The following is a 25,237-nucleotide window of genomic DNA, read 5'->3' as shown; positions in this document are numbered from 1 at the left end:
GTTGCTAAGCCTGACCCACCTCGAAACGGACGAACCGGGTCACCGTGACCCCGGCTTCGTCCAGCAGAGCCTTGACCGACTTCTTGCTGTCGGACACCGATGGCTGCTCGAGCAGGACGGCGTCCTTGAAGAAACCGGTCAGCCGGCCTTCGACGATCTTGGGCAGCGCTTGCTCCGGTTTGCCCTCCGCCTTCGCGGTCTCCTCGGCGATGCGGCGTTCGGTGGCCACGACGTCCTCGGGCACATCGTCGCGCGACAGGTAGCGCGCCTTGAGCGCGGCTATCTGCAGCGCGACGGCATGAGCGGCATCTTTGTCCCCACCCTGGTACTCCACCAGCACACCTACCGCGGGCGGCAGATCGGCCGAACGCCGGTGCAGGTAGGTCTCGACAGTGCCGTCGAAGTTCGCCACGCGGCGCAATTCGAGCTTCTCGCCGATCTTGGCCGACAGCTCGCCGATCGCCTGCTCGACGTTCTTGTCACCCGCTTGAACCGCCTTGAGCGCGTCGACGTCGGCAGCTTTCGACGACACGGCCGCCGCCACGATCTGATCGGCCAACGCCTGGAATTCCGCGTTCTTGGCGACGAAGTCAGTCTCGCAATTCAGCTCGATGAGCACGCCCTCCTTCGCCGCGACCAAGCCTTCGGCGGTGGCTCGCTCGGCGCGTTTGCCGACGTCCTTGGCGCCTTTGATCCGGAGCGCCTCGACGGCCTTGTCGAAGTCGCCGTCGGCTTCGGCCAGCGCGTTCTTGCAGTCCAGCATGCCGGAACCGGTGAGCTCCCGAAGCCGCTTGACATCGGCAGCGGTGAAGTTCGCCAATGATCAGCCTTCCTATGAGGGGTCAGTGGTTGATTCGGTGGGGGTTTCGGCCGTCGGGTCGCCAGCCCCGGCCGTCACCGGAGTTGTCGCCGCCGCCAGCAGCTCCTGCTCCCATTCGGCCAGCGGCTCGGCGGTTTCGGCCTCCGGCTTGCCGTCGCCGCGGCCCAGCCCGGCGCGCGCTTGCAGGCCCTCGGCCACCGCGGAGGCGATCACCTTGGTCAGCAGCGCGGCCGAACGGATCGCGTCGTCGTTGCCCGGGATCGGATAGTCGACCTCGTCGGGGTCGCAGTTGGTGTCCAGGATCGCGATCACCGGGATGCCCAGTTTGCGGGCCTCACCGACGGCGATGTGTTCCTTGTTGGTGTCGACGACCCAGATCGCCGACGGCACCTTGGACATGTCGCGGATACCGCCGAGGGACCGCTCCAGCTTGTTCTTCTCCCGGGTCAGGCCCAGGATTTCCTTCTTGGTGCGGCCCTCGAAGCCGCCGGTCTGCTCCATCGCCTCGAGTTCCTTGAGGCGCTGCAGCCGCTTGTGCACCGTGGAGAAGTTGGTGAGCATGCCGCCCAGCCAGCGCTGGTTGACGTACGGCATGCCGACGCGAGTGGCTTCGGCGGCGACGGACTCCTGCGCCTGCTTCTTGGTGCCGACAAACAGCACCGTGCCGCCGTGTGCGACGGTCTCTTTGACGAACTCGTACGCCTTGTCGATGAACGTCAGGGTCTGCTGCAGGTCGATGATGTAGATGCCGTTGCGGTCGGTGAAGATGAACCGCTTCATCTTGGGGTTCCAGCGACGGGTCTGATGCCCGAAGTGGGTGCCGCTGTCAAGCAGCTGCTTCATGGTGACTACGGCCATTGCCGGTATTCCTTTGTTGTCGGTTGTTCGCCCGGCATCGGGTGAAGCCGGGCCCTGGCGGCTGCTGCGATGCCGGACCCTGTTACGGGACCGCCCGGCACGCGGCGCGAATTCCTGAACAACGGGAGTCGCGGTGCAGACGCGCGAAGTCAGCCCGCGAAAGACGAGCTGCGACGAGCAGTTTACACCCCGTGGGCTCATGGCTTTCCCCAGCCGGGGAGTACTCCCCAGAACCTCCGCCGGTGACTGGTGCCGCGGTTGGCGTGGCGCTTCACTGAGCCGGTGCGACGGTTGGCACTGATCCTGTGCTGGACGCTGGCCAGTGCTTCGCCGGCAGTCGCAGACGATTTTCGGCTGCAATGGCCGCTTCGGCCGGCTCCCGCCGTGGTACGCGGCTATGACGCGCCCGCGCCGAATTGGCATCCCGGACACCGCGGTGTGGACCTGGCGGCTGCTCCCGGTCAGCCCGTGTACGCGCCCGGCAGCGCGACGGTGGTCTTCGCCGGGTTGCTGGCTGGGCGGCCGGTCGTTTCACTGGCTCATCCGGGCGGCTTGCATACCAGCTACGAACCGGTGCACGCGACGGTCCGGGCCGGGCAGCTGGTGACGGCGCAAACGGTGCTGGGGACCGTGCTGGCCGGCCATCCCGGGTGCACTGGGCAGGCGTGCCTGCATTGGGGTGCCATGTGGGGCCCGGCTTCGCGTGCCGACTACGTCGACCCGCTGGGGTTGGTGAAATCAACACCGATAAGGCTCAAGCCGCTGACAGGCTGAGTTTTTGATGTTCGCGGCAAGCAGTCGACAAACGCCACACCGGTAGCAGTAGCCACAGGAGTCTCCGACTCCGGCGGCACTCTTGTGGCAGGTGTGATTGGCGTGACCTGGGACCGACATGCGGACTGCCCGCCTGTCCCGAGGAGCCGGGCTCGGCCGGATTGCCCTGCTGCTCCGCACGCCGCCGCACGGCGTGTGGAGCAGCAGGGCTAAGCCCGGGGATGGGCCTGATCGTGCACCGCCCGCAGCCGGTTTACCGCGACATGGGTATAGAGCTGCGTGGTGGCCAGACTGGAATGGCCCAGCAACTCCTGGACAACCCGCAGGTCGGCACCACCTTCGAGGAGATGTGTGGCTGCACTGTGCCGCAGCCCGTGCGGCCCTATATCAGGCGCGCCGTTCACCGCGGCGACGGTCTGGTGCACCACAGTGCGCGCCTGCCGCGCGTCGAGCCGCCGTCCCCGAGCGCCCAGCAGTAGAGCCGGCCCAGACTCGGCCGTGACGAGCGCGGGACGGCCGTCGGCCAGCCAGGCTTGCAACGCCTCGGCAGCGGGCCGTCCGTAAGGCACAGTGCGCTGCTTGTTGCCCTTACCGAGCACCCGCACCACCCGATGCCCGGTGTCGACGTCGTCGATGTCCAGACCGCACAGCTCGCTCACCCGAATTCCGGTGGCATAGAGCAACTCGACGATCAACCTGTCCCGCAACGCCAGCGGATCACCCTGCTCGGCGCCGGACTTCGCGGCCGTCATCGCCGCCAACGCCTGATCCTGCCGCAGCACGGCGGGCAACGTGCGGTGCGCCTTCGGAACCTGCAACCGGGCGGCCGGATCGCCGGTCAACAATCCACGCCGGACCGCCCATGCCGTGAATGCCTTGACCGCGGACGTGCGCCGGGCCAACGTGGTGCGTGCGACTCCCGCGCCGGATGCACTGGCCAACCATGCCCGCAGCAGCGGCAGGCTCAGCGTTTCCAGGGCGGACCCGCGGTCGGCCAGAAAGGCGAACAGCAACCGCAAGTCGCCCAGATATGCCCGGCGGGTGTGCGCCGACCGTCCGCACTGCAGCGCCAGGTAGTCGTCGAACTCTTCGAGGATTGCGTCGTGCTTATCCGGCACGTCCCCACCGTCGCAGACGCGGCGCCGCGATTCAGTCGACGCGCCGCAGTGTGTCCGGGGTGAGATCTTTGCGCGTCGGGTAGCCGTCGACGGCCATGATCAGGTCGGCTTCGGCAAGCATCATGCGCAAAACGTGCACGATGCCGTCGACTCCGCCCAGCGCCAGACCATAGGCGTAGGGGCGGCCGACGCCGACGGCGGTCGCGCCCATCGCGAGCGCCTTGATGACGTCGGCGCCGCTGCGAATCCCGGAGTCAAACAGCACCGGCAGCCCGTCCGCGGCCTCGACAACGGCCGGCAAACAGTCCAGCGCAGGCAGGCCGCCGTTGGCTTGCCGACCGCCGTGGTTGGAGCAGTAGATGCCGTCGACGCCGCCGTCCTTGGCGCGCCGGGCGTCGTCGGGGTGGCAGATGCCCTTGACGATCAGTGGAAGTTCGGTCAGCGAACGCAGCCAGCTGAGGTCGTCCCAGCAAAGCGGCTGTCCGAAGACCTGCGCCCAGCGCAGCACCGCACCCTGCCGGTCCTCTTCCGGCGGGCGCGGCAGGCTGGCGCGGAAAACCGGGTCGCTGGTGTAGTTGGCAAGGCAGTGACCGCGCAGCTGCGGGAAGTTCGCCGTGCTGAGGTCGCGCGGCCGCCAGCCGGTGACCCAGGTGTCGAGGGTGACGACGATGCCTTTGAAACCAGCCGCTTCGGCGCGGCGTACCAGGCTGGCAGCCAACTCGCGGTCGGTCGGTGTGTACAGCTGAAAGAACCCGGGCGTATCACCGAACGCGGCGGCGACGTCTTCCAAGGGGTCGACCGTGAGAGTCGAGGCGACCATCGGTACGCCGGTGCGGGCGGCCGCACGTGCAGTGGCCAGGTCGCCGTGGCCGTCCTGGGCGCACAACCCGATGACCCCGATTGGTGCCATGAACAGCGGCGACGCCAAGGTCAGGCCGAACAGTTCGGTGGACAGGTCGCGTGTGGCGGCGCCGACGAACATGCGCGGCACCAAACCCCAGCGGTCGAAAGCCTCGCGGTTAGCCCGCTGGGTGCGCTCGTCGCCCGCTCCCCCGGCGACGTAGGACCACACCGACGGCGGTAGTGCCACCCCCGCCTTGGCCTCCAGCTCCGCGAACACCATCGGCAGCGGCGGCACCACCCCGGCCAGGCCCTGGAAATAGATCTCGTTCTGGTAGTCACCGAAGTGGGGCCGGTATGCCATGGGATGAGAATGCCAGCCGGCGTTCAGTTGCCCGCTTCGGCCTCAGCCAGTTCCTTCTTCCATTGTCGGAAAGTTTCTTCGGTGCGTCCGCGCCGCCAGTAACCGGAGATCGATGACGCCCATTTGGCTTCCACGCCGCGCTCTTTGCGGATGTAGGGCCGCAAGTTGTGCATGACGGCTTGCGCCTCACCATGGATGAACACCTGAACCTGACCTGGCAGCCACTGCGCGGTGGTAACCGCCTCGATCAGTGGTGCGTGATCGCCCGCACGGTCCTCGGGAACCAGATCCGCGCGACCGCCGCGGTAGACCCAGTGCACGTCGACCGACTGCGGTGAAATCAATTCGATCTCGTCGTCGGGGCCGGCCACTTCGATGAATGCCTGGCCAACCGCTTTGGCGGGCAACGTCTCCAGCGCGGCGGCGATGGCTGGTAGCGCGGATTCGTCGCCGGCCAGCAGATGCCAGTCGGCGGCCGGATCGGGTGCGTAAGCGCCGCCCGGCCCCATCAGGTACATCTGCTGACCGGGTGCAACCGCAGCCGCCCATGGGCCGGCCACCCCGTGTTCGCCGTGCATCACGATGTCGATCGCGATTTCGCGCGCCGCGGTGTCGACTCGGCGGACGGTCATGGTGCGTACCGAGGGCTGCTTGGCGGGCGGGAGGCCGGCAAAGCTGTCCAGGGTCAGCGGCCGGGGCAGTTCCGCGACATCGACATCGTCGGCGACGAACACCAGCTTGACGTAGGAGTCGGTGAAATCGTTGGGAACGAATGTGTCGAAGCCGCTGCCGCCGAGCCGCACCCGGACCAGGTGCGGCGCGAGTTGCCGGGTGCCAACGACGTCGAAGGTGTGCAGTGGTCGACCTGCCACGTATCCTCCTGTCCAAACCCGACCCTTTGTCGACTATACGAGCCGGCCTGAGAAACCCGCCCGGGCCCGATCGGCACGGACGATGCGCCACCGGCCGTCGTCGCGCCGAGCCAGCCCGGTCACCTCGAGGATTGCCAGCTGTCCAAGCACCTGCTCCGGCAGCAGCCCCGAAGCGGCGGCGATCTCGTCGACAGTTGCGGCGCCACGGCCGGGCAACGCTTCGTACACCCGACGTTCGGCCTCGCTCAGGCCGTCGAAGAGCGTGCCGGGCCGCGGCTGTTCGGCGGCCAGCTCACCCATGTGACCGACCAGCTCGACAATGTCGTCAGCTCGGGTGATCAATTCCGCGCCGTCACGCAGCAGCACATGGCAGCCGGCCGAAGCCGACGACGTCACCGACCCCGGGACCGCCCCCACCGCACGGCCCAACGCCCGGGCCCAGGCCGCGGTATTGGCCGCACCGCTGCGCAGGCCCGCTTCCACCACCACCGCCGCACCCGCGACGGCTGCCACCAGCCGGTTGCGGGTCAGAAACCGGTACCGGGCCGGACGCACACCAGGCGGGTATTCGGTGATCAGCAGCCCATGCTCGCCGATGCGGTGCAGCAGCGACGAATGCCCAGCCGGATAAGGGACGTCGATCCCACCGGCCAGTACGGCGACGGTGGTGCCGTCGCAATTGAGCGCTGCGCGGTGGGCTGCGCCGTCGATGCCGTACGCTCCGCCGGAGATGACGGCAACGTCATGCTCGGCCAGTCCAGCGGCCAGATCTGCCGCGATGTGCTCGCCGTAGGCAGTCGCGGCCCGGGTTCCGACGATAGCGGCACCGCGTGACACCACCTCGTCAAGGCGCGCGGGGCCCCGCGCCCACAACACCATCGGCGCACCGCTGTACGGCTTGGCGCGTGCTGCAGAGCCACCGAACGCGGCAAAAGCGAGCACCGGCCATTCGTCGTCGTCGGGCGTGATCAGTCGTCCGCCGCGTCGCATGAGCAGGTCGAGGTCTGCCGCCGCCCGGTCGATTCCGCGCCTGGCCTGGGTGTGGCGCGCCAAGTCGCCGTCGACTTGCCCGCGCCGCACCCGATCTGCCGCCTCCAGCGGGCCGACACGGCGCACCAGGGCGGCGAGTTCCGCACAGGGCGGCTCTGCCACTCGGGACAGGTAGGCCCAGGCTGCCAGCACGTCGGCCACTGCGGTCATCGCGAGACTCCCGGTTGCCGAAAGCTCAGCGCGGTGGCGACATCCTCGAGGCTCGGCGAGACCCGGCCGGCCAAGTCCGCCAAACTCCACGCGACCCGCAACGTGCGATCCACGCCGCGAATGCTCAGCAGTCCACGATCCAGGGCCTTGCGCAGTGGCTCCATCGCCGCATTGCCGGGGCGGAATTTGCGCCGCAGCAACGGTCCGCTGACCTCGGCGTTGGTGGCAAAGCCATGCGGTCGCCACCGCTGCGCGGCGGCGTCTCGAGCGGACGCCACGCGACCGCGAACCTGCGAGGTCGGCTCCCCGTCGACGGCCGACATCGCCCCCGCCCGCACCGGATGCATCTGCACCCTCAGGTCCACCCGGTCCAGCAATGGTCCCGACAGCTTCCCCAGGTAACGCCTCTTGACGGCGGCCGCGCAGATGCAGTCCGCTGGATCCGCCGGCGCACACGGGCACGGGTTGGCAGCCAGCACGAGTTGAAACCGGGCTGGGTAACACGCCACGCCGTCGCGCCGAGCAAGGCGAATCTCGCCGTCCTCCAAGGGGGTTCGCAGCGCCTCCAGCGCGCTGACGCTGATCTCGGCGCACTCGTCCAAGAACAACACGCCACGATGGGCCCGGCTCACCGCTCCCGGACGGGCCATCCCCGAACCCCCGCCGACAAGGGCCGCGACGCTGGAACTGTGATGCGGCGCCACAAACGGCGGCCGGGTGATCAACGGCGTGTTCCCGGACAGCAGGCCGGCCACCGAGTGGATCGCGGTGACCTCCAGCGACTCGCTTTCCGACAACGGTGGCAGCAGTCCCGGAAGACGTTGCGCCAGCATGGTTTTGCCCACTCCAGGCGGGCCGGTCAACATGACGTGGTGGCCGCCGGCCGCCGCCACCTCGACCGCGAACCGCGCTTGCGATTGGCCCACGACATCGGCCAGATCAGCCGATCGCTCCTCGACAGTGGCTGCCGGCGCGAGCCGGTCGCCCAAACCGGCTGAACCGTTCAGCCAGCTCTGCAGTTGGCCCAGGGTATGGACACCCCGCACGTCGATACCTTCCACCAAGCTGGCCTCCGCGAGGTTGTCCGCCGGAACGACGACGACCGGCCAGCCGTCGCGCTTGGCGGCCAGCACAGCAGGCAGCACGCCACGCACCGCCCGGACCCGACCATCCAGCGACAACTCCCCCAACAGCACTGTCTTCTCCAAGCGGTGCCATGGATTCTTGCGCTGCGCCGACAGCACCGCGGCCGCCAGGGCCAGGTCGTAGACCGATCCCATCTTCGGCAGCGTCGCCGGCGACAGGGCAAGCGTCAGCCGCGCCTGAGGCCAGCTGTTGCTGCAATTGGTGACGGCGGCACGGACCCGGTTGCGCGACTCCTGCAAGGCCGCGTCGGGCAGCCCGACCAGATGAACACCGGGTAGCCCTGAGGTGATGTCGGCTTCGATCTCCACAATTTGGCCGTCCAGTGCGCACACCGCCACCGAAAACGCACGTCCCAGCGCCATCAGCCGATCCCCTTGAGGTGGGTGAGCTCGGGTACCCGCCGCCGGCCGATGCGCACGCCGATCACATCGATGCGGACCGCTGCCCAGCGTTGGTCCTGCCCGGCCAACCACAGCCCGGCCAGCCGACGCAGCCGACGAACCTTCGGCTCGGTCACCGCGTGCGCCAACCCGCCATAGCCGTCGCCGGTGCGGGTCTTGACTTCGACAAACACCACCGATCGGGCGCCCGGATCGCAGGCGATCACATCGAGTTCGCCGTATCGGCAGCGCCAGTTGCGGTTCAAGATCCGCAATCCCAGGCCGGTCAGATGGTCCACCGCCAGTTGCTCACCCAGCGCCCCAAGCTGGGCCCGCGTCAAAGTCCTCTGCGTCGTCATGCCGGTCAATCTGCAGGCCCGTCCCGACAGCCGGGGCGGCGCCGGACCCCGCGGCAGCCAGGAACGGCGCAGTTATCCACAGTCGCGCGCTCATCCCCAAGGACGCCGATCACATCCAGCTAAGTGATGCGGTCGGGGCGGGTGTAGACGTTCATCGAGTCCTCCCGCAGGAATGCCACCAGCGTGATCCCGGACTCCTCGGCCAGCGAAACCGCCAGCGACGACGGCGCCGAAACCGCGGCCAGCACCGGAATCCCGGCCATCACCGCCTTCTGGGTCAGCTCGAACGACGCGCGGCCGCTGACCAGCAGCGCCGACGCCGCCAGCGGCACCCGGTCCTGTTGCAGTGCCCAACCGATGACCTTGTCGACGGCGTTGTGCCGGCCGATGTCCTCGCGCACGGCAAAGATGGTGCCGTCCACGCCGAACAACGCCGCGGCGTGCAGCCCGCCGGTGCTGGCGAACACTTTTTGGGCGGCGCGAAGTCGGCCGGGCATCTCCTTCAGGGTCGCGACGGTGACGGTGGCGGAATCCTCACCCGGAGCGAACCGACTGATCAGCCGCACCGCTTCCAGGGACGCCTTGCCGCACACCCCGCAGGACGAGGTGGTGTAGAAGTTGCGGGTGACGTCGAGGTCGGGCCGGCCGACGCCGGGTGCCAGTGTCACGTCAACAACGTTGTAGGTGTTGGTCCCGTCCGCGCCGCGGCCGTCGCAGTAACGAACCGTCAGCACGTCGTCACGACCGGCGATCACCCCTTCGGTAAGCAAAAACCCTTGGGCCAGTTCGAAATCCGAGCCGGGCGTGCGCATGGTGACCGTCACGGGCGCACCGTCGACGCGGATCTCCAGCGGCTCCTCGACCACCAGGGTGTCCGGTCGGGTGCTCACTTGATCGGCGGCGAGGTGCCTAACCCGCCGGCGTGCCGTTACGCGCCGCACCGGGCCATTTCAGGTCCCGCCGACGCAGCGGTCCAGCGCGCAAACACGGGCTCAACGTACCCGATCACGCGCCGGCCGTCGCGCCGGCCGACCGGCGTCAGACTGCGGAAGCCAGCGCCGCCAAGGTCTCCGCCGACGAGTGCGTGGGGCGCCAACCGAGATCCCGCTTGGCCTTGGTGGTGTCCATCACCACCGAAGTGCGTGCCACATGTAGCCATTCGAGCATGGACGGAACCACCGGCAGTCGAGAAATTGCCGCCGATGCCGCCGATGCCGCGGCGGCGGGCACCCTTACCGGGCGCCCGCCCAGCGCCTTGGCCACGTCGGTCACCGTCACCGTGCCATCGGCGGCGATGTTGTATGCCCCCGGCGGTACCGGAGCGGTGGCGGCCAGCGCAATAGCGGCCGCGACGTCGTCGTGGTGCACCAGCTGCAACGGAAAACCGGGATCGGGCACGATCGGCTTCAACATCGGCAGCGCCTTGCTCAAGGCCCGCACCGGGGCCGGCAGCTGGTTGCACGGCATCGCCTCGGCCAACGCGTGAGCCTCGGGTCCGGCGACGATGCATGGCCGCAGGACGAACACTTGCAGCGACGAGCCTTTGGTGATTTCGGCCAGTTCGGCCTCGCAGGTCGCCTTCTGTTCGGAGTAGTAGTGCTCGGGCGATCCGCGGGCGGGCGTGTCCTCGGTCAGCGGTACCGGGTTGTCGGAGTGGTAGCCGTACGCGGCTACCGAGGACGTATATACCAGCCGCCGTGGCCGCCGCGCGGCAACCGTGGCCGCGAACACGTTTCGGGTGCCCTCCAGGTTGACCCGGGTACTCTCCGCGCGTGAGCCCATGATGATGAACGCCAGGTGGACTACCACGTCGGCCTGTGCGACCAACGCGTCTACCATGTCGCGATCCAGGATGTCGCCCTGCTGATAAACGGTTTTCGTCCACCCGTGCACCGTCGGGTCGAACGGACGGCGCGCCATCCCGACAATCTTCTCCACCGCCGGTTCGCGCTCGAGCGCCGTCACCGCCGAGATGCCGATCTCTCCGGTCGGCCCGGTAACGGCGACGGTAACTCCCATTGACCTTGGATTCCCCCGCGACGCCGGCGCCCAAACGCTTCGACCGGGTCCGACTAATGTGTGCCACACGCTGCGGGTGGCTATCCCGCTTGTACCGGCCTACCGCGGGAGACGGACATGAAGCTGATAACACCGACCGATTCGATGTTCCTGCTCGGCGAATCACGCGAACATCCGATGCACGTCGGCGCCCTGCAACTCTTCCAACCGCCCGAACATGCTGACGAAAATTTCGTGACCGAAGCCTATGAAGCCATGCTCGATTGCACCGATGTCCAGCCGATGTTCCGCAAGCATCCCGCGTTCTTCAGCGCTGTCACCAACCTCGCGTGGACTTTCGACAAGAACGTCGAACTCGACTACCACTTCCGCCGGTCCGCGCTGCCTCGGCCGGGCCGGGTACGCGAGCTGCTGGAGCTGGCCTCGCGGCTGCACGGCAGCCTGCTCGACCGGCACCGGCCGCTCTGGGAAGCACACCTGGTGGAAGGCCTCAACGACGGCCGCTACGCGGTCTTCGTCAAATTCCACCATTCGCTACAGGACGGTGTGTCGGCGCAGAAATTGATGCAGCGGGCATTGACCACAGACCCCGACGACGACGAGATCCGGGTGCCGTGGACGCTCAAGCCGCGAGAACGCACCAGCACCGGCCGGAAATCTTCACCGCTTCGGCTGCTCACCCAGACGGTCGGATCGGCGGCGGCCCTGGCGCCGTCGACGCTGTCATTGGCGCGTGCCGGCTTGCTCGAGCAGCAACTCACGCTGCCGTTCCGGGCTCCCAAGACCATGTTCAACGTCCGGATCGGCGGAGCGCGGCGGGTTGCCGCACAGTCATGGTCGCTGGATCGAATCAAGGCGGTGAAGAACGCCGCCAACGTGACCGTCAACGACGTCGTGCTGGCCATGTCGGCCGGCGCCCTGCGCGCCTACCTGATTGACCAGCGCGCGCTGCCCGACGCGCCGCTGATCGCCATGGTCCCGGTGAGCCTTCGAAAGGAAGGCGACGCCGAGCGCGGCGGAAACATGGTGGGCACGGTCTTGTGCAACCTCAGCACCCATGTCGAGGACCCGGCGGTGCGCCTGTACGCCATCAACCAGTCGATGCGCGACAACAAGGAAGTGTTCAGCCAGCTGCCCCGCGTCCAGCAGTTGGCATTGTCGGTTTTTCTCACCGGCGGTCTGGTCTTCGGACTGATTCCCGGCTTCGTTGCCACCGCTCCGCCACCGTTCAACATCGTCATTTCGAATGTGCCGGGTGCCGCCGACCCACTGTATTGGCGGGGCGCACAGCTGGTCGGCAATTATCCGTTGTCCATCGCGCTCGACGGTCAGGCGATGAACATCACGGTCACCAACAACGCCGGTAATCTGGACTTCGGGCTCGTCGGGTGCAGACGCAGCGTGCCACATCTGCAGCGCATGCTGGGCCACCTGGAAACATCGCTGAAAGAGTTGGAACGTGCTGTCGGCGCTTGAGCACATAACCGTGGCCGGTAGTGTACGGCCAGCACGTCGGGGCGACGGTCCCGGCAGCTGAAGTGAGGGAGGGACGTGGCGGGCACACCGAAGCGCAGCTCCCAGGGCTCGACACCGGGCGGGACGATGGCCGATCCGGCCACCGTCTTCTCCGCGCTGGCCGAGATCATCTATCAAGGAGCAAATCCGTCCGAGATCTACGCCGCCATCTGTGTCGCGGCGACCTTGATCGTTCCCGGCTGCGACCACGCCAGCATGCTGGTGAAGACCAATGACCGCTACGTCACGGTCGGCGCCAGCGACCGGCTGGCACAGCGCATCGACGAAATCGAACGGCGCGCCGGCGACGGCCCGTGCATCGACGCCATCGAGGAAGAAACCCCGCAGATCGAAACGGACCTGACCACGCCCAGCCAGTGGCCCAAGTTCGCGGCCGCCCTGGTCGCCGATACGCCGGTGCGCGGCGCCATGGGCTTCCGGCTGCAAATCGACAAACGCAAAGCCGCCGCGCTCAACCTGTTCGCCGACGCCCCCAACCGCTTCGACACCGAATCCGCCGGGCGAGCGGCAGTGCTGGCCTCGTTCGCCAGTGTGGCCGTCAACGCCATCGCCCACGGCGAAGACGCCGCCAGCCTGCGCCGAGGGTTGCTCAGCAACCGGGAAATCGGCAAGGCGGTTGGCATGCTGATGTTGCTGCACGACATGACCGAGGACCACGCGTTCGACGTACTGCGCCGGCATTCCCAAAGCCTGAATATCAAATTGGCGGACGTGGCGCGCAAGGTCATCGAGAACCGGGGCCAGCTGCCGCCCCACGATCAGTAATCAGCAGCCCTCTGCCGATCAGCCGCGCGGCCACACTGCTGTTATTCAGCGGTTATTCGGGCAACCGCAGCTCAGGCTTCTCGACTTCCTCGATGTTGACGTCCTTGAAGGTGACCACCCGTACCTGCTTGACGAACCGGGCGGGCCGGTACATATCCCATACCCAGGCGTCGGCCAGCCGCAGCTCGAAATACACCTCGCCGTCGGCGTTACGCGGCACCATCTCCACGCTGTTCGCCAGGTAAAAGCGTCGCTCCGTTTCCACGACGTAGCTGAACTGGCCGACGATGTCCTTGTATTCGCGGTACAGCGAGAGCTCCATCTCGGTTTCGTACTTTTCGAGATCCTCTGCACTCATCTGCCACTCATCTGCTCAGACGTCCTTCTCCCAGCCAATATGCCTGACTTCCCGGCCCAGGGTCCCGCCGAGCCCTGAGTGCTACACGGCGCATAACGTCGCCGGGCGGGAACTCGCGCACCATCTTTCCTCACCGGACTTCGCCGCGCTCTGCCGGAGGGCCCGGATCGCACTCGGCCACCACCCGGACATCCGATCCGTCCGCAACCCGGCGGACGTTGATAAAGGAGTAACGATGCTCCGGGCAAGGACCCAGCCGGGCCAGCGCGAGGGTGTGCGCGGGCGTGCTATAGCCCTTATGTTCGGCGAAACCGTATCCCGGGTACTGCGCGTCCATCGCGACCATCAGTCGGTCTCTGCTGACCTTCGCCAGCACGCTGGCCGCGGCAATGCACGCGGCCGCCGCGTCGCCCCCGATCACCGGCAGCGACGGCATGGGCAACCCGGGCACTCGGAATCCGTCGCTCAGCACGTAGCCGGGTCGCACCGCCAGCCCGGCCACCGCGCGCCGCATGCCTTCGATGTTGGCCACGTGCACACCGCGCCGGTCGACCTCGACCGACGGGATGAACACCACGTGGTAGGCCAGGGCATAGCGGCAGATCAACGGAAACAGCTTCTCTCGAGCCTTCTCGGTAAGCTTCTTCGAATCATCCAGGGCAGCAAGGCTTTCCAAGCGATTCGGGCCCAGCACGCACGCCGCCACCACCAGCGGGCCGGCGCAGGCGCCGCGCCCAACCTCGTCCACTCCGGCCACCGGACCCAGTCCGCTGCGGTGCAGCGCAGACTCCAGGGTGCGCAAACCCCCAGATTTGCGGATTACCGTCCGTGGTGGCCAGGTCTTATTCATACTCCGGCCACGGCTACTGCCCTTGTTGCGGATTCACCGACCGCACCACACCCCATCGCGACGGCGGCCACACGATGAAGCGGGCCTTACCGATCACGTTGGATATCGGCACGGTGCCCGCGGTGGGATCCCCGGTGCACATCATCGGGCAATGAGCGCGTGAATCCGCCGAATGGGTCCGATTGTCGCCCATGACCCACAGTCGCCCGGGCGGAACGGTCACCGGGCCGAACTCGCTGCCCAGGCAGGGGTAGACCGACGGGTCGGCCATCATGGTGGCCGGATCCAGGTATGGCTCCTTGAGGGGTTTGCCGTTGACCGTCAAGCCGGTGTCAGAGCGGCACTGGACCGTTTGCCCACCGACCGCGATGACACGCTTCACCAGGTCGTTTTCGTCGGGGGGCACGAAACCGATGAACGACAGCGCGTTCTGCACCCAGCGGACGAGGGTATTGCTCGAACGAATCGACTTGTAACCCACGTTCCACGAGGGCGGTCCCCTGAAGACGATGACGTCGCCCGGTTTGGGCGAGCTGAAGCGGTAGGTGAGCTTGTCCACCAGAATCCGGTCGCCGACGCAGGTCGAACACCCGTGCAGGGTGGGCTCCATCGATTCCGAGGGAATCAGGTAAGGACGCGCCACGAACGTCAACATGACGTAGTAGAGCACCACCGCGATCACCGTCAGAGTGGCAAGTTCCCGCAACGTCGACTTCTTGGCCGGCTTGGATGCGCCGCTGTCGGATTCTGCGGACTCGGCCGCGCCGGCTGGCGGGGCTGTCTCGCCGGTGGTGTCAGATTCGGGGCCAGATGCCTTCGGTTCCGGCTGACCAGCGCCGGGCTCGCGCTCAGACGGGGAGTCCGTGGTTTCGGTCACGGGATCAGCGTAGCCAGCACACGCCGTGTCCTTTGCGACTGGCGTGTCGGGGCCGCCCCGGTCACCACGCCGGCGCCGGTCAGCGCTTCTCCTTGATCTTGGCCTTCTTGCCGCGCAGCTCGCGTAAGTAGTACAGCTTGGCGCGGCGAACGTCGCCGCGCGTCACCACCTCGATGTGGTCGATGTTCGGCGAATGCACCGGGAAAGTCCGTTCGACGCCGACACCGTAGCTTTCCTTCCGCACCGTGAACGTCTCGCGGATACCTCCGCCCTGCCGGCGGATCACCACGCCCTTGAACACCTGGATACGCTCCTTGGCGCCCTCGATGACCTTGACGTGCACGTTGATGGTGTCACCCGGGCTGAAGGCCGGGATGTCGTCGCGCAGCGACGCCTTGTCGACGAAGTCCAGCCTGTTCATGGAAAGACACTTCCTCCGGTTCGCGGCCTGGTGAACGGCCGACACGCAGGCGTGCGGCGCTTGTCAAGCCGATGGATACGGGCTTATGGCTGTATGCCGCAGCAGGCGAGTACACCCGGCCTGCGCGGACAACTGGTCAATTGTGCCAGACGCCGTCCGTGCCACGAAAATCACAGGAAATCACCGCGGTTCACACCCGTCCGCAAGCACCGCGAATGGTACATATGAACGGGGTCAAACCGCATGAGTCGGACCCGCACTTTTGCGTGATGCCCGGACACATGGCAATGCGGCCGCCCACCTGCACGTCTTCGCGATGCCGGAAGATGCAAGAGGAGAAGGATGCGAGCACGGCCGCTTACGATGCTGACCGCCGCGGCGGCGGTGGCGTTGGTCGTGGTTGCGGCTTGTGAGGCGAAGGTGCAGGCGAAGGCATACAGCACGCCCGATCACAGCGCGTCCCACTACCCCGCCCAGCCGCAACAGCAGCTCGTCGAGCTGTTGTTGCGGGCGATCGCCCCGCCCGGCGCACCGGATGCGCTGCTGCCCGGCGCCGGGTTGAGCGGAGTGCAGCAACGCATCCAGCAGGCGACCGACGAGGCCGCCGCCAAGGGCGCCACCTTGTCGGTCGCGGTACTCGATCGCGCGACCCGGCAACTGGTCTCCAACGGCAACACCTCCATCATCGCGACCGCCTCGGTCTCCAAGCTGTTCATCGCCGACCAGCTGCTCCTGCAGGAATCACAGGGCAAACTCGCCCTCACAGCGGACGATCACCAGGCTCTGGACCTCATGTTGCGGTCATCCGACGACGGCGCCGCCGAGAGGTTCTGGAATCAGCTCGGCGGCGACGCCACCATCACCCAAGTCGCCGCCCGATATGGACTGACGTCGACCATGCCGCCCAGCGACGGACGCTGGTGGAACACGATCAGTACCTCATCCGACCTGATCCGCTACTACGACATGCTGCTCGACGGCACGGGTGGACTGCCGCTGGACCGCGCCGGGTTCATCGTGAACGACCTGGCCCGGTCCACCCCGACCGGAGTCGACGGCTACCCCCAGCGGTTCGGCATTCCCGACGGGTTGTACGCGGAGCCGGTCGCGGTCAAACAAGGCTGGATGTGCTGTATCGGGGCGAGCTGGATGCACCTGTCGACCGGTGTCGTGGGCTCTGACCGTCGCTACATCATGGTGATCGAGTCGCTGCAAGCTTCCGACGAGGCCACTGCGCGCGAAACCATCACCCAAGCCGTCAGGACGATCTTCCCCAACGGCCGTATCTGATCCGCTCCGGCGCTCCGGCGCTCGGTGGGGCGCGAGCAGACACACAATCGCACAGATCCGGCTTCCCGTGTGCGAGTCTGCGGCTGCTCGGCAGCCTCAACTCCGTGGGGTCTCATTCTGGTGGGGCCAATTCGGGTCGCCGCTCGCGAGTGCGTTGTAGCGCGACCTGCCGACGCCAGGCGGCGATCCGGGCGTGGTCACCGGAGAGCAGGACCTCAGGCACGTCCAGACCACGCCAACTCGGTGGCCTGGTGTAGCTGGGGCCCTCCAGCAGCCCGTCCAGACCTGGCGAGTGCGAATCAAGCTGGACGGAATCGGGATTGCCCAGGACTCCGGCCAGCAACCGCAGCACGGTTTCGATCATGACCACGGCCGCCGACTCCCCACCGGGTAGTACGTAGTCGCCGATCGAGACCTCTGCCACGCGCATCCGCCGGGCGGCGTCCTCGACGACTCGCTGGTCGATGCCCTCGTAACGGCCGCAGGCGAACACCAGATGCTGCTCAGTGCTCCAACGTTGCGCGGTGGCCTGGTCGAACAGCACACCAGCCGGCGTGGGAACTACCAAAAGCGTTTCAGCAGAACATATTTCGTCGAGCGCCGCACCCCATACCGGCGCCTTCATCACCATTCCCGGGCCCCCGCCGTACGGCGTATCGTCCACCGAGCGGTGCACGTCGTGGGTCCACCGCCGTAGGTCGTGTACCTGCAAGTCGACCAGCCCTGAGGCAATTGCCTTGCCCGGCAACGACTGCCGCAGCGGGTCCAGGTAGCCAGGGAAGATCGTAACTATGTCGATTTTCATGTCGATACGCCTCTGCTAGCTCAGATCCAGCAATCCGTCGGGCGGATCGATCTGCAGAACACCGTCCTCCAACGACACGGAAGTGACGATGGCGCGGACGAACGGCACCAACACCTCGCCCTCTTGGCTGCCATCCGCAGGCCGCACCGCCAACAGTTCGCCGGCAGCGGTGTGCAGCACCTCGGCGACGACACCGACGTCCTGGCCCGTCGCCGTGCGGACTCGCAGACCCTCCAGCTGGTGGTCGTAGTAGGTGTCGGCCTCCTCGATCGGCGGCAGGTCGTCGGAGTCGATGACGAACACACTGCCGCGCAGCGCGTCGGCCGCATCACGGTCGGTGACGCCGACCAAACGCACGAGGAGCCGCGCGCCATGGTCGCGCACGCTGTCGATCACATAGCTGCGCTCGTGGCCCGGGTCGCGGGAACTCTTGGCGCGCAACAGCGTTCCGGGGGCGAACCGGTTGTCCGGATCGTCGGTGCGGATTTCAACGACGAGTTCGCCGCCGATGCCGTGCGCCTTCACCACACGCCCGACTACCAGCTCCATGGGTGCTCCATGAGCATGGGCTCAGCTACTGGTCGGTGTCCACCACGTCGACGCGGATGCCCCGGCCGCCGATACCGGCGACCAGCGTGCGCAGCGCGGTCGCGGTACGCCCCCCGCGACCGATCACCTTGCCCAGGTCGTCGGGGTGCACGTGAACCTCCACCGTTCGTCCGCGACGGCTGGTCACCATATCCACCCGCACATCGTCGGGGTTGTCCACGATCCCGCGGACCAGGTGTTCGACAGCGTCGACTACCACCGTGCTCATGGCGCCGGTCAACTTTCGGTCGGCTCGGACTGTTGGGCACCCTCGGCGGGCGCTTCTGTCTTCTCGGCCGCGGCACCGGCTTCAGGGGTGGCGCCGACTTCTTGGGCACCCTTGGCAGCCTTCTTGGCCGGCGACTTCTTCTTCGGTTTGGCGGCCTCGGTGGTGGGACCGCCCTCTGCGGCGGCCAGCGCAGCGTTGAACAATTCGAGCTTGCTGGGCTTGGGCGGGGCAACCTTCAACCGGCCCTCCGCACCCGGAAGTCCCTTGAACTTCTGCCAGTCGCCGGTGATCTTGAGCAGCTTGAGGACAGGTTCGGTAGGCTGAGCACCCACCGACAGCCAGTACTGGGCGCGCTCGGAGTTGATCTCGATCAGGCTCGGCTCTTCTTTGGGGTGGTACCTGCCGATGACCTCGATTGAGCGGCCGTCGCGGCGGGTACGAGCATCGGCGACGGCGATGCGGTACTGGGGATTGCGGATCTTGCCAAGCCGGGTGAGCTTGATTTTCACAGCCATGATTAAGCGACTTCTCCTGTGTGTCACGCTGCAATTCAGCGACCAGGGCGGGATGCCGGGGTCCGGTTTTGCCTCGCGTGTCTGACCGCCGTGCGAGCACTTCGACAGAGGTGGGTCGCGCGCCGGACAGCCGCCTATTGTGCCAGAAGGCGCTGACCCCGGGAAATCCGTGGCGATCGCAAGCGCGGCTCGGTTGGACCCGGGCCGGGCGCAGCGGGTCGCCACCATCGTTCCCGTGGCGATCGCAAGCGCGGCTCGGTTGGACCCGGGCCGGGCGCAGCGGGTCGCCACCATCGTTCCCGTGGCGATCGCAAGCGCGGCTCGGTTGGACCCGGGCCGGCGCAGCGGGTCGCCACGGTCACAGCACCTTCTGGAACACCTTCGATTCGACTCGGCGTGTCATCCGCCAGCCCTCGGGGGTGCGCACGAACTCGTCGTCGTACCACAGCCCGCAGAACAGGACCTGCTGCTGGTCGCCCGGCAGCACCATCGGGTTGAAGCAGATCACCCGCGACGATGCGGTATCGCCGTGGATGCGCACCGAGAAGTTGCCGAGCATGTGCGCGTACACGGGAAAGTTCGGCAGCACCTCAGCTAGCCACTTCTTCACTTCGGGATATCGACCGTCGATACCGCCCAGTGCGCGGTAGTCGATGTACGCGTCAGGGGTGAACACCTTGTCAAGATCGTCGAATCGGCGCGAGTCGATCGCTGTGGAGTAGTCCACCAACAGTTGCTGGATTTCCAACCGGTCAGAAATTTCGGCCAGGCTCAACACGGTTTGATTCAACACCGCCGACCTGACGGAGTTTTTAGTCGGTAGCCATCCCACCCTGCATGGCGTCCCGGAAGTTGCGATCGGTATCGCTGCGGCGCTCCGGGTGACCCCACTTCGGCGGGCAGACCCGTGCCCTGGGACGGGGATGTCTGCCGCGGCTACTACCGCGGCTACTACTGGGACTCCTACGGTGTCCATGACATCGGCACCGGAGCTTTCTACTCCTGGCGAGACATGCCGTGGCCGTAGGCATTCCCGCTGACGCGCCGGGCGCCCCGCCGCATTGGGCCTCACGTAGCACTGGACGATAAGCTTTGCGCCCATGCGGAAGGTCATGGCTGCAGTCGCGGCGGTGCTCGCGGTCGCCACCGTCAACGCGGCCGCCGGCTCCCCGGTCTCGAGGGCAGATACCGACGTCCAGCCTGCCGGCTCGGTGCCGATCCCCGACGGTCCGGCCCAGACCTGGATCGTGGCCGATCTCGACAGCGGCCAGGTATTGGCCGAACGCGACCAGAATGTCGCCCACCCGCCCGCGAGCACGATCAAGGTGCTGCTGGCATTGGTTGCGCTGGACGAACTCGACCTGAATTCGACCGTCGTCGCCGACGTCGCCGACACCCAGGTCGAATGCAATTGTGTCGGCATCAAGCCGGGCCGCACCTATACCGCGCGGCAGCTGCTCGACGCGCTGCTGCTGGTTTCCGGTAACGACGCCGCCAACACACTGGCGCAGATGCTGGGCGGTCAGGACGTCGCCGTCGCCAAGATGAACGCCAAAGCCGCTGCCCTCGGTGCGGGAAGCACCCATGCGGCTACCCCGTCCGGCTTGGACGGACCCGGCGGTTCCGGCGCCTCGACGGCGCACGACCTCGCCGTCATCTTCCGGGCCGCAATGGCCAACCCGGTGTTTGCTCGTATCACTGCCGAACCCTCGGCGATGTTCCCCGGCGATAACGGTGACCAACCGATCGTCAACCAGGATGAGCTGCTGCAACGCTATCCGGGCGCGATCGGCGGCAAGACCGGGTTCACCAACGCCGCGCGCAAGACATTCGTCGGCGCCGCTGCGCGAAACGGCCGTCGGCTGGTGATCGCCATGATGTACGGGATGGTCAAAGAGGGCGGCCCCACTTATTGGGATCAGGCCGCCAGCCTGTTCGACTGGGGATTTGCCCTCAGCCCGCAGGCCAGCATCGGCTCTCTCTAGTACCGCCGGCTACCCGCGAGGAGACACAAAATCGTCCCTATTTCAGCGAAAAGGGGCGATTTTGCGTCTACTCGCGGTCACAAGCCGCCGGTCAGCAGGGCGGTGAGCACGGGGATCCGCAGCTCCTCGATCTCCGGCTGTGGCAGTATCCCCTGCACCACGGCGGCTCCGTCGAACACGTTCGTCAGCAGTGCCACGATGACCGGAAACGTCTCCTCCGGGAAGCTCTGCGCACCCGGCAGCGCCCGGGCCGCATCGTAGATCTTCGCTGAATACTGGCCGAGTTCCTGCTGCAATGTGTCTCTGAGCTTGTCGTCGGTGCGCGCGGCGATCAGCAGTTCGTACAGCACGGCGTTCGTCGGACCGCTGGTGATGTCCCGCAGGATCGCCAGCGCCGATTCCAGCGCCGGCCGGTCGGCCGGTATCTCGGCGACGCGCTTGGTGAACGTCTCGAGCTGACGGCGCAGCACCTCCGAAGCCGTGGCCGCCATGAAGTCGCCCATCGTGTCGAAGTGGCGGAACAGTGCGCCTACCGACACCCCGGCACGCTTGGTGATCATGGCCGCGGATGCCCGGGCATAGCCCACTTCGATGATGATGGCGATACAGGCGTCGAGAAGACGTCCGACGGTTTCTTCGCGGCGTTGCTGCTGGGTACGCGCCATCTCAGGCGCCGGCCCTCATGGCTTGGCGCTCACCCGCTCGCAAGTACCGTCCCGATTGCACGGTCTGCCCGTAACCGTCCCGGAACTGACCTCCGCGGAACACGACGGCGCCGTTGACCCCGGTTGCGACGACGGTCGCGTCGTTGCGATTGACCATGCGCCGCAAGCCGCCGTAGAAGGAAGCCTCCGCCTCGTGGTATCCCTCCACCGATTCGTCGAGATGGGCCGGGTCGATCACCACGAAGTCAGCGCGGTCGCCCTCGCGCAGCGTGCCGGCGTTGATACCGAACCACTCGGCCACTTCACCGGTCAGGCGATGCACCGCACGCTGGATGGACAGGAATGGCTTGCCGGCTCGGTCGGCGTCTCGCGTCCGCTTGAGCAACCGAAGCGGGAAGTTGTAGAAGGCCATGTTGCGCAGGTGCGCACCGGCGTCGGAGAAGCCCATGTGGACGCTCGGGTCGGCGGCAAGCTTGTTGAGCTCGTTGGGCCGGTGGTTGGCGACGGTGGTCGTCCAGCGCACGTTGCGTTCACCGTTGTCCACCAGCACGTCGAGAAACGCGTCGAGCGGATGCAGTCCACGTTGGTCGGCGATTTGCCCAAAGCTCTTGCCGATCAACGACTTGTCGGGGCACTCGACGATCACCGCGTCGTGGAAGTCGCGGTGCCACAACGTGGGTCCGAGCTTGATGCGGTCGAACTCGCGCCGGAACCGCCGGCGGTAGGACTCGTCGGCCAGCAATTCGTTGCGTTCCAATTGCTCACGCAGATGCAGCGCCGCCGTGCCGGCGCCGAATTCTTCGAAGACCGGCAGGTCGATTCCGTCGGAGTACAGCTCGAACGGGACCGGCAGATGCTGGAAGCGCACGCTGGCACCCAGCAGCTTGTTGAGGATGCGGGTGCCGAGCCCGAAGGTGTGCACGGCCAGCGGCATCGACTTGGCGTCCGCCGACACCAGCATGCTCATCCGAACTCCCTTGCGGCGATTGAGGATTCGGCTGCTGGCCAAGAAGAACAGCAGTCCGGTCGCCGGCCTGTCGAGGTCGGGCGCGCTCTGCAGGATCCGGCCGCGCTTGCGCAACACCGAGATGAGCTTGCGCCGCTCACGCCAGGTCGCGAAGGTGGACGGCAGCGCGCGGGACCGGAAACGGTCGCCGTCGAGCTTGTCGATCGCCGCGTCCATCCCGGACATGCCGAGCATTCCGGCGTCGAGCGCCTCATCGAGCAACCCCGCCATCGTCTCCAGTTCGGCATCGGTGGGCCGGACGGTGGCATCGGTGGCGCGGTCAAGCCCGAGCACCGCCGCTCGTAAATCCGAATGGCCAAGCAGCGAGCCCACATTCGGGCCCAGCGGCAGGCTGTCGATGGTCTTGATGTATTCGGCTGCCGTGGACCACGTCCGGTTGGTGTCCAGGGCACCGTAGACGAACTCGCGCGGCACCGCTTCGACGCGGCTGAAAAGGTCGGCGGCGTCCTCGGAGTTGGCGTACACCGTCGACAGGGAACAGTTGCCCAGCAGCACCGTGGTGACGCCGTGGCGCACCGATTCGCGCAGTCCGGGATCGAGCAGCACCTCGGCGTCGTAGTGGGTGTGCACGTCGATGAATCCGGGCACCACCCACTTCCCCGCCGCGTCGATCACCTCCGAGCAGCCGGTTTCGTCCAGCGGCCGGTGGGACACCGTGGCCACTACTCCGTCGCGGATGCCCAGGCTTCGGGTCTGCGGCGCGGAGCCGGTGCCGTCGAACCACAGTCCGTTGCGAATGATGACGTCGTAGCTCACAGTTCCTCCGGGTCGTCGAGTTGCCACGAACCGTAACATAGATAGTGATCGCTCACAATCTTTTGGGGCGCGGGTTCTCCTGCCGAAGCGGCGGCCGTGGTCTCAGCGGCCCGGGCCGGACGGCAGCGTGGTTGGCGTTGTGGTTGCCGGTGGGTTTTCGGGAATGGTCACGGGATCCGGCACGTTGACCGCGGGCGGCAGATCACCGCTGCGACTGGCCACCGCCGGGATGCGGATGACCGCTCCCTGTTGACCGCAGTCGTTGCTGTGCACGGTGACCACCATCTCGCCCACAAGGTCCCCGACCGGTTGGGGCCGCAACGACAGCACCTGGGTGGTGGCCTGGGTGCTGGCCGCGCCGTTGGGCCCGATGCACGCGAACTGCACCGCCTCGGACCGGGACTTCCACTGGCCTTGGCCGAATTCCAAGACCAGCGGGCGAACACCCGATTTTGCCTGCGTGTGGTCGTTGTCGTCGAGCATGGTGGCGGCGGCCAGACAGCCCGTCGGTGTGCACGAAGACCGGATCGCCCACCAGGTGTTGACGTCCGGAGGCTGCGGGCTCGGGGTGTAGTCGTAAGTCTGCTTCGAGCGTTGGACCTCGATTTGGTAGGTGCCGTCGAGGGGGGCCGGCGGGGCGGCCGGGTCGCTGGTCGCCGGCATGCTGGATGCACTGGATGAACTGGTCTGCGGCCCGGCCGCCTGACGATGGTCGCCGGTCGTCTTACGGCCGATCGCGATGCCGACACCGAGCAGGCCAACGAGCAGTACTACGACGGCCGAGCCGAGCAGGATCCGGCGTGATCTGCGCTTGCCCGGTGCTTGCGTTGATCGGGAGAACGCGTCGAGGCGCCGGGCCAACGCCGCAGCCGCCGACTGCAGCGGGGTGCCGCGGCGTTGCTGTATCACCGGTTCGGGGGCCGGCGGTGGGGTCGGTGGTGCTGGTGGGCTCTGCGGCCAGTCGTAGACCGGGTAGTCGACGACATAGGCGGGTTCGGCAACGGTGGCGGCCGACCAGGCCGTCACTGGATCTACAACCTCCGGGCGCTGGTCGACCGGCGTGACCCCGGCCTGCTCGTTGAGCGCATCGGCGAACTCGCGGCAGCTCGCGAAACGACCGGCGGGATCGGCGCTGAGCGCCCTGGACAAGGCCGTATCGAGTCGCGCCAAGTCCGGCCGCAGGTCGCTGAGCTTGCCCGGCACGTCGACCGGCGACGTGCCGGTGAACAGCTGAAAAGCGGTAGCCGCCAAGGCGTACTGGTCGGCGCGCCCGTCGGCCTCGGTACCCGTCGCCTGTTCCGGCGCGCGCCCCGCAATCCCGAAGTCGCTCAACAGGATCCGCGGCTCACCCGGCCCCGCGCTGGTCACCAGGATGTTGGCGGGCTTGACGTCGCCATGCAGCACTGCACGCTGATGGGCGTAGTCGAGAGCGGCGGCCGTGGCACTGATGATGGCGAGCACCTCGCCGACCGGTAAGACCGCCGGAAACCGCTCGCGCATCAGCTGCGCGGCGCTGATGCCATCGATGTAGTCCATCGCGATCCACAGCCGGCCTTCGAACTCGCCGCGCTCATGGACCTCGACGATGTTGGGGTGATAGAGGTTCGCGGCGACGGCGGTCTCCCGGTGGAATCGCCGGCGGAACTCGGGGTCCGACGACAGGGCCGGCGAGAGAACTTTCAGCGCCGCCGACTGCGCCGAGCGTGGGTCCTCGACGAGATAGACCTCGCCGGTCGGGCCCGACCCCAGAAGTCGCACGATTGTGTAGGCGGCAAAGGTCGCGCCGCCGGCCAACGCCATTCCGCGATGGTAACCGCCGC

The 25,237-nt window shown here is 67.0% G+C and carries 25 protein-coding genes and 2 pseudogenes; 5 read left to right on the top strand and 22 right to left on the bottom strand.

The annotated features are described in order from the left end of the window. Positions 1-4: 4 nt before the first annotated feature. Entirely contained in the window at positions 5-820 is an 816-nt protein-coding gene (gene tsf, locus MKAN_RS23230; RefSeq protein ID WP_023372328.1) for a translation elongation factor Ts, read from the bottom strand. Between the two features lie 12 nt (positions 821-832). Continuing rightward, a complete protein-coding gene (gene rpsB, locus MKAN_RS23225; protein ID WP_023372327.1) occupies positions 833-1,678 on the bottom strand; it encodes a 30S ribosomal protein S2 in 846 nt (281 codons plus the stop codon). A gap of 246 nt (positions 1,679-1,924) precedes the next feature. Between rpsB and MKAN_RS23220 the strand changes: the two are divergent. Then, positions 1,925-2,446 (top strand): annotated as a pseudogene (locus MKAN_RS23220) (M23 family metallopeptidase); the annotation flags it as partial. A gap of 215 nt (positions 2,447-2,661) precedes the next feature. On the opposite strand, the gene MKAN_RS23215 reads toward MKAN_RS23220, so the two are convergent. The 8 genes from MKAN_RS23215 to MKAN_RS23180 all read right to left on the bottom strand — a co-directional run bounded on the left by MKAN_RS23215 (position 2,662) and on the right by MKAN_RS23180 (position 10,750). Further along, a complete protein-coding gene (locus MKAN_RS23215; protein WP_023372325.1) occupies positions 2,662-3,570 on the bottom strand; it encodes a tyrosine recombinase XerC in 909 nt (302 codons plus the stop codon). A gap of 31 nt (positions 3,571-3,601) precedes the next feature. Next, the gene (locus MKAN_RS23210) at positions 3,602-4,774 is read right to left on the bottom strand and encodes a lactate 2-monooxygenase (RefSeq protein WP_023372324.1); all 1,173 of its coding nucleotides are present in this window, start codon (positions 4,772-4,774) and stop codon (positions 3,602-3,604) included. A 23-nt stretch (positions 4,775-4,797) separates the two neighbouring features. After that, positions 4,798-5,646, bottom strand: a complete 849-nt coding sequence (locus MKAN_RS23205) for a siderophore-interacting protein (RefSeq protein ID WP_023372323.1) — start codon at positions 5,644-5,646, stop codon at positions 4,798-4,800. Positions 5,647-5,679: 33 nt separating this feature from the next. Next, entirely contained in the window at positions 5,680-6,846 is a 1,167-nt protein-coding gene (gene dprA, locus MKAN_RS23200) for a DNA-processing protein DprA (RefSeq protein ID WP_023372322.1), read from the bottom strand. Then, a complete protein-coding gene (locus tag MKAN_RS23195) occupies positions 6,843-8,354 on the bottom strand; it encodes a YifB family Mg chelatase-like AAA ATPase (protein WP_023372321.1) in 1,512 nt (503 codons plus the stop codon). The genes dprA and MKAN_RS23195 overlap by 4 nt, the downstream gene beginning before the upstream one ends. Next, positions 8,354-8,731 carry a YraN family protein gene (locus tag MKAN_RS23190; protein ID WP_023372320.1) on the bottom strand — a complete coding sequence of 126 codons (378 nt, stop codon included), beginning with the start codon at positions 8,729-8,731 and terminating at the stop codon, positions 8,354-8,356. Before MKAN_RS23190 ends, MKAN_RS23195 begins: the two co-directional genes overlap by 1 nt. Positions 8,732-8,850: 119 nt before the next feature. Then, complete coding sequence (gene fdhD, locus MKAN_RS23185; protein WP_023372319.1) at positions 8,851-9,672, bottom strand: formate dehydrogenase accessory sulfurtransferase FdhD; 822 nt, start codon at positions 9,670-9,672, stop codon at positions 8,851-8,853. A gap of 97 nt (positions 9,673-9,769) precedes the next feature. Continuing rightward, positions 9,770-10,750 carry an NAD-dependent epimerase/dehydratase family protein gene (locus MKAN_RS23180; RefSeq protein ID WP_023372318.1) on the bottom strand — a complete coding sequence of 327 codons (981 nt, stop codon included), beginning with the start codon at positions 10,748-10,750 and terminating at the stop codon, positions 9,770-9,772. A gap of 117 nt (positions 10,751-10,867) precedes the next feature. On the opposite strand from MKAN_RS23180, the gene MKAN_RS23175 reads away from it, so the two are divergent. Both MKAN_RS23175 and MKAN_RS23170 read left to right on the top strand, forming a co-directional pair. After that, a complete protein-coding gene (locus MKAN_RS23175; protein ID WP_023372317.1) occupies positions 10,868-12,226 on the top strand; it encodes a WS/DGAT/MGAT family O-acyltransferase in 1,359 nt (452 codons plus the stop codon). A 126-nt stretch (positions 12,227-12,352) separates the two neighbouring features. Beyond that, the gene (locus tag MKAN_RS23170) at positions 12,353-13,051 is read left to right on the top strand and encodes a GAF and ANTAR domain-containing protein (RefSeq protein WP_036391326.1); all 699 of its coding nucleotides are present in this window, start codon (positions 12,353-12,355) and stop codon (positions 13,049-13,051) included. A gap of 52 nt (positions 13,052-13,103) precedes the next feature. Here MKAN_RS23170 and MKAN_RS23165 read toward each other — a convergent pair whose 3' ends face one another. The 4 genes and pseudogenes from MKAN_RS23165 to rplS all read right to left on the bottom strand — a co-directional run bounded on the left by MKAN_RS23165 (position 13,104) and on the right by rplS (position 15,557). Then, positions 13,104-13,409, bottom strand: coding sequence for a DUF2469 domain-containing protein (locus MKAN_RS23165; protein ID WP_012393608.1), 306 nt, complete (start codon positions 13,407-13,409; stop codon positions 13,104-13,106). Between the two features lie 81 nt (positions 13,410-13,490). Beyond that, positions 13,491-14,259: pseudogene (locus MKAN_RS23160) on the bottom strand (ribonuclease HII). A 13-nt stretch (positions 14,260-14,272) separates the two neighbouring features. Then, entirely contained in the window at positions 14,273-15,136 is an 864-nt protein-coding gene (lepB, locus tag MKAN_RS23155; protein ID WP_023372314.1) for a signal peptidase I, read from the bottom strand. Positions 15,137-15,215: 79 nt separating this feature from the next. Then, complete coding sequence (rplS, locus tag MKAN_RS23150; RefSeq protein ID WP_023372313.1) at positions 15,216-15,557, bottom strand: 50S ribosomal protein L19; 342 nt, start codon at positions 15,555-15,557, stop codon at positions 15,216-15,218. A 342-nt stretch (positions 15,558-15,899) separates the two neighbouring features. On the opposite strand from rplS, the gene MKAN_RS23145 reads away from it, so the two are divergent. Then, the gene (locus tag MKAN_RS23145; RefSeq protein WP_023372312.1) at positions 15,900-16,847 is read left to right on the top strand and encodes a serine hydrolase; all 948 of its coding nucleotides are present in this window, start codon (positions 15,900-15,902) and stop codon (positions 16,845-16,847) included. Positions 16,848-16,959: 112 nt separating this feature from the next. On the opposite strand, the gene trmD is transcribed toward MKAN_RS23145, so the two are convergent. The 5 genes from trmD to MKAN_RS23120 form a co-directional block, all read right to left on the bottom strand. Then, a complete protein-coding gene (trmD, locus tag MKAN_RS23140; protein ID WP_023372311.1) occupies positions 16,960-17,652 on the bottom strand; it encodes a tRNA (guanosine(37)-N1)-methyltransferase TrmD in 693 nt (230 codons plus the stop codon). Between the two features lie 15 nt (positions 17,653-17,667). After that, entirely contained in the window at positions 17,668-18,201 is a 534-nt protein-coding gene (rimM, locus tag MKAN_RS23135) for a ribosome maturation factor RimM (protein WP_023372310.1), read from the bottom strand. A gap of 25 nt (positions 18,202-18,226) precedes the next feature. Continuing rightward, a complete protein-coding gene (locus MKAN_RS23130) occupies positions 18,227-18,469 on the bottom strand; it encodes an RNA-binding protein (protein WP_003878715.1) in 243 nt (80 codons plus the stop codon). Positions 18,470-18,477: 8 nt separating this feature from the next. Then, positions 18,478-18,984 (bottom strand): 30S ribosomal protein S16, encoded by a 507-nt coding sequence (gene rpsP / locus MKAN_RS23125; RefSeq protein WP_023372309.1) that lies wholly within the window; start codon positions 18,982-18,984, stop codon positions 18,478-18,480. Positions 18,985-19,342: 358 nt separating this feature from the next. Then, complete coding sequence (locus MKAN_RS23120) at positions 19,343-19,762, bottom strand: nuclear transport factor 2 family protein (RefSeq protein ID WP_036391976.1); 420 nt, start codon at positions 19,760-19,762, stop codon at positions 19,343-19,345. 322 nt (positions 19,763-20,084) lie between these two features. On the opposite strand from MKAN_RS23120, the gene MKAN_RS23115 reads away from it, so the two are divergent. Further along, entirely contained in the window at positions 20,085-20,969 is an 885-nt protein-coding gene (locus tag MKAN_RS23115) for a D-alanyl-D-alanine carboxypeptidase family protein (protein WP_023372307.1), read from the top strand. A gap of 77 nt (positions 20,970-21,046) precedes the next feature. On the opposite strand, the gene MKAN_RS23110 is transcribed toward MKAN_RS23115, so the two are convergent. The 3 genes from MKAN_RS23110 to MKAN_RS23100 form a co-directional block, all read right to left on the bottom strand. Continuing rightward, positions 21,047-21,634, bottom strand: coding sequence for a TetR/AcrR family transcriptional regulator (locus MKAN_RS23110; RefSeq protein ID WP_023372306.1), 588 nt, complete (start codon positions 21,632-21,634; stop codon positions 21,047-21,049). Between the two features lies 1 nt (position 21,635). Then, positions 21,636-23,456, bottom strand: a complete 1,821-nt coding sequence (locus MKAN_RS23105) for an N-acyl-D-amino-acid deacylase family protein (protein WP_042312883.1) — start codon at positions 23,454-23,456, stop codon at positions 21,636-21,638. 63 nt (positions 23,457-23,519) lie between these two features. Next, the gene (locus MKAN_RS23100; RefSeq protein WP_023372304.1) at positions 23,520-25,217 is read right to left on the bottom strand and encodes a serine/threonine-protein kinase; all 1,698 of its coding nucleotides are present in this window, start codon (positions 25,215-25,217) and stop codon (positions 23,520-23,522) included. Positions 25,218-25,237: the final 20 nt, after the last annotated feature.

The sequence above is a fragment of the Mycobacterium kansasii ATCC 12478 genome, assembly GCF_000157895.3.
GTDB classification, from domain to species: domain Bacteria; phylum Actinomycetota; class Actinomycetes; order Mycobacteriales; family Mycobacteriaceae; genus Mycobacterium; species Mycobacterium kansasii.
This window is presented reverse-complemented; position numbering and strand designations above follow the sequence as displayed.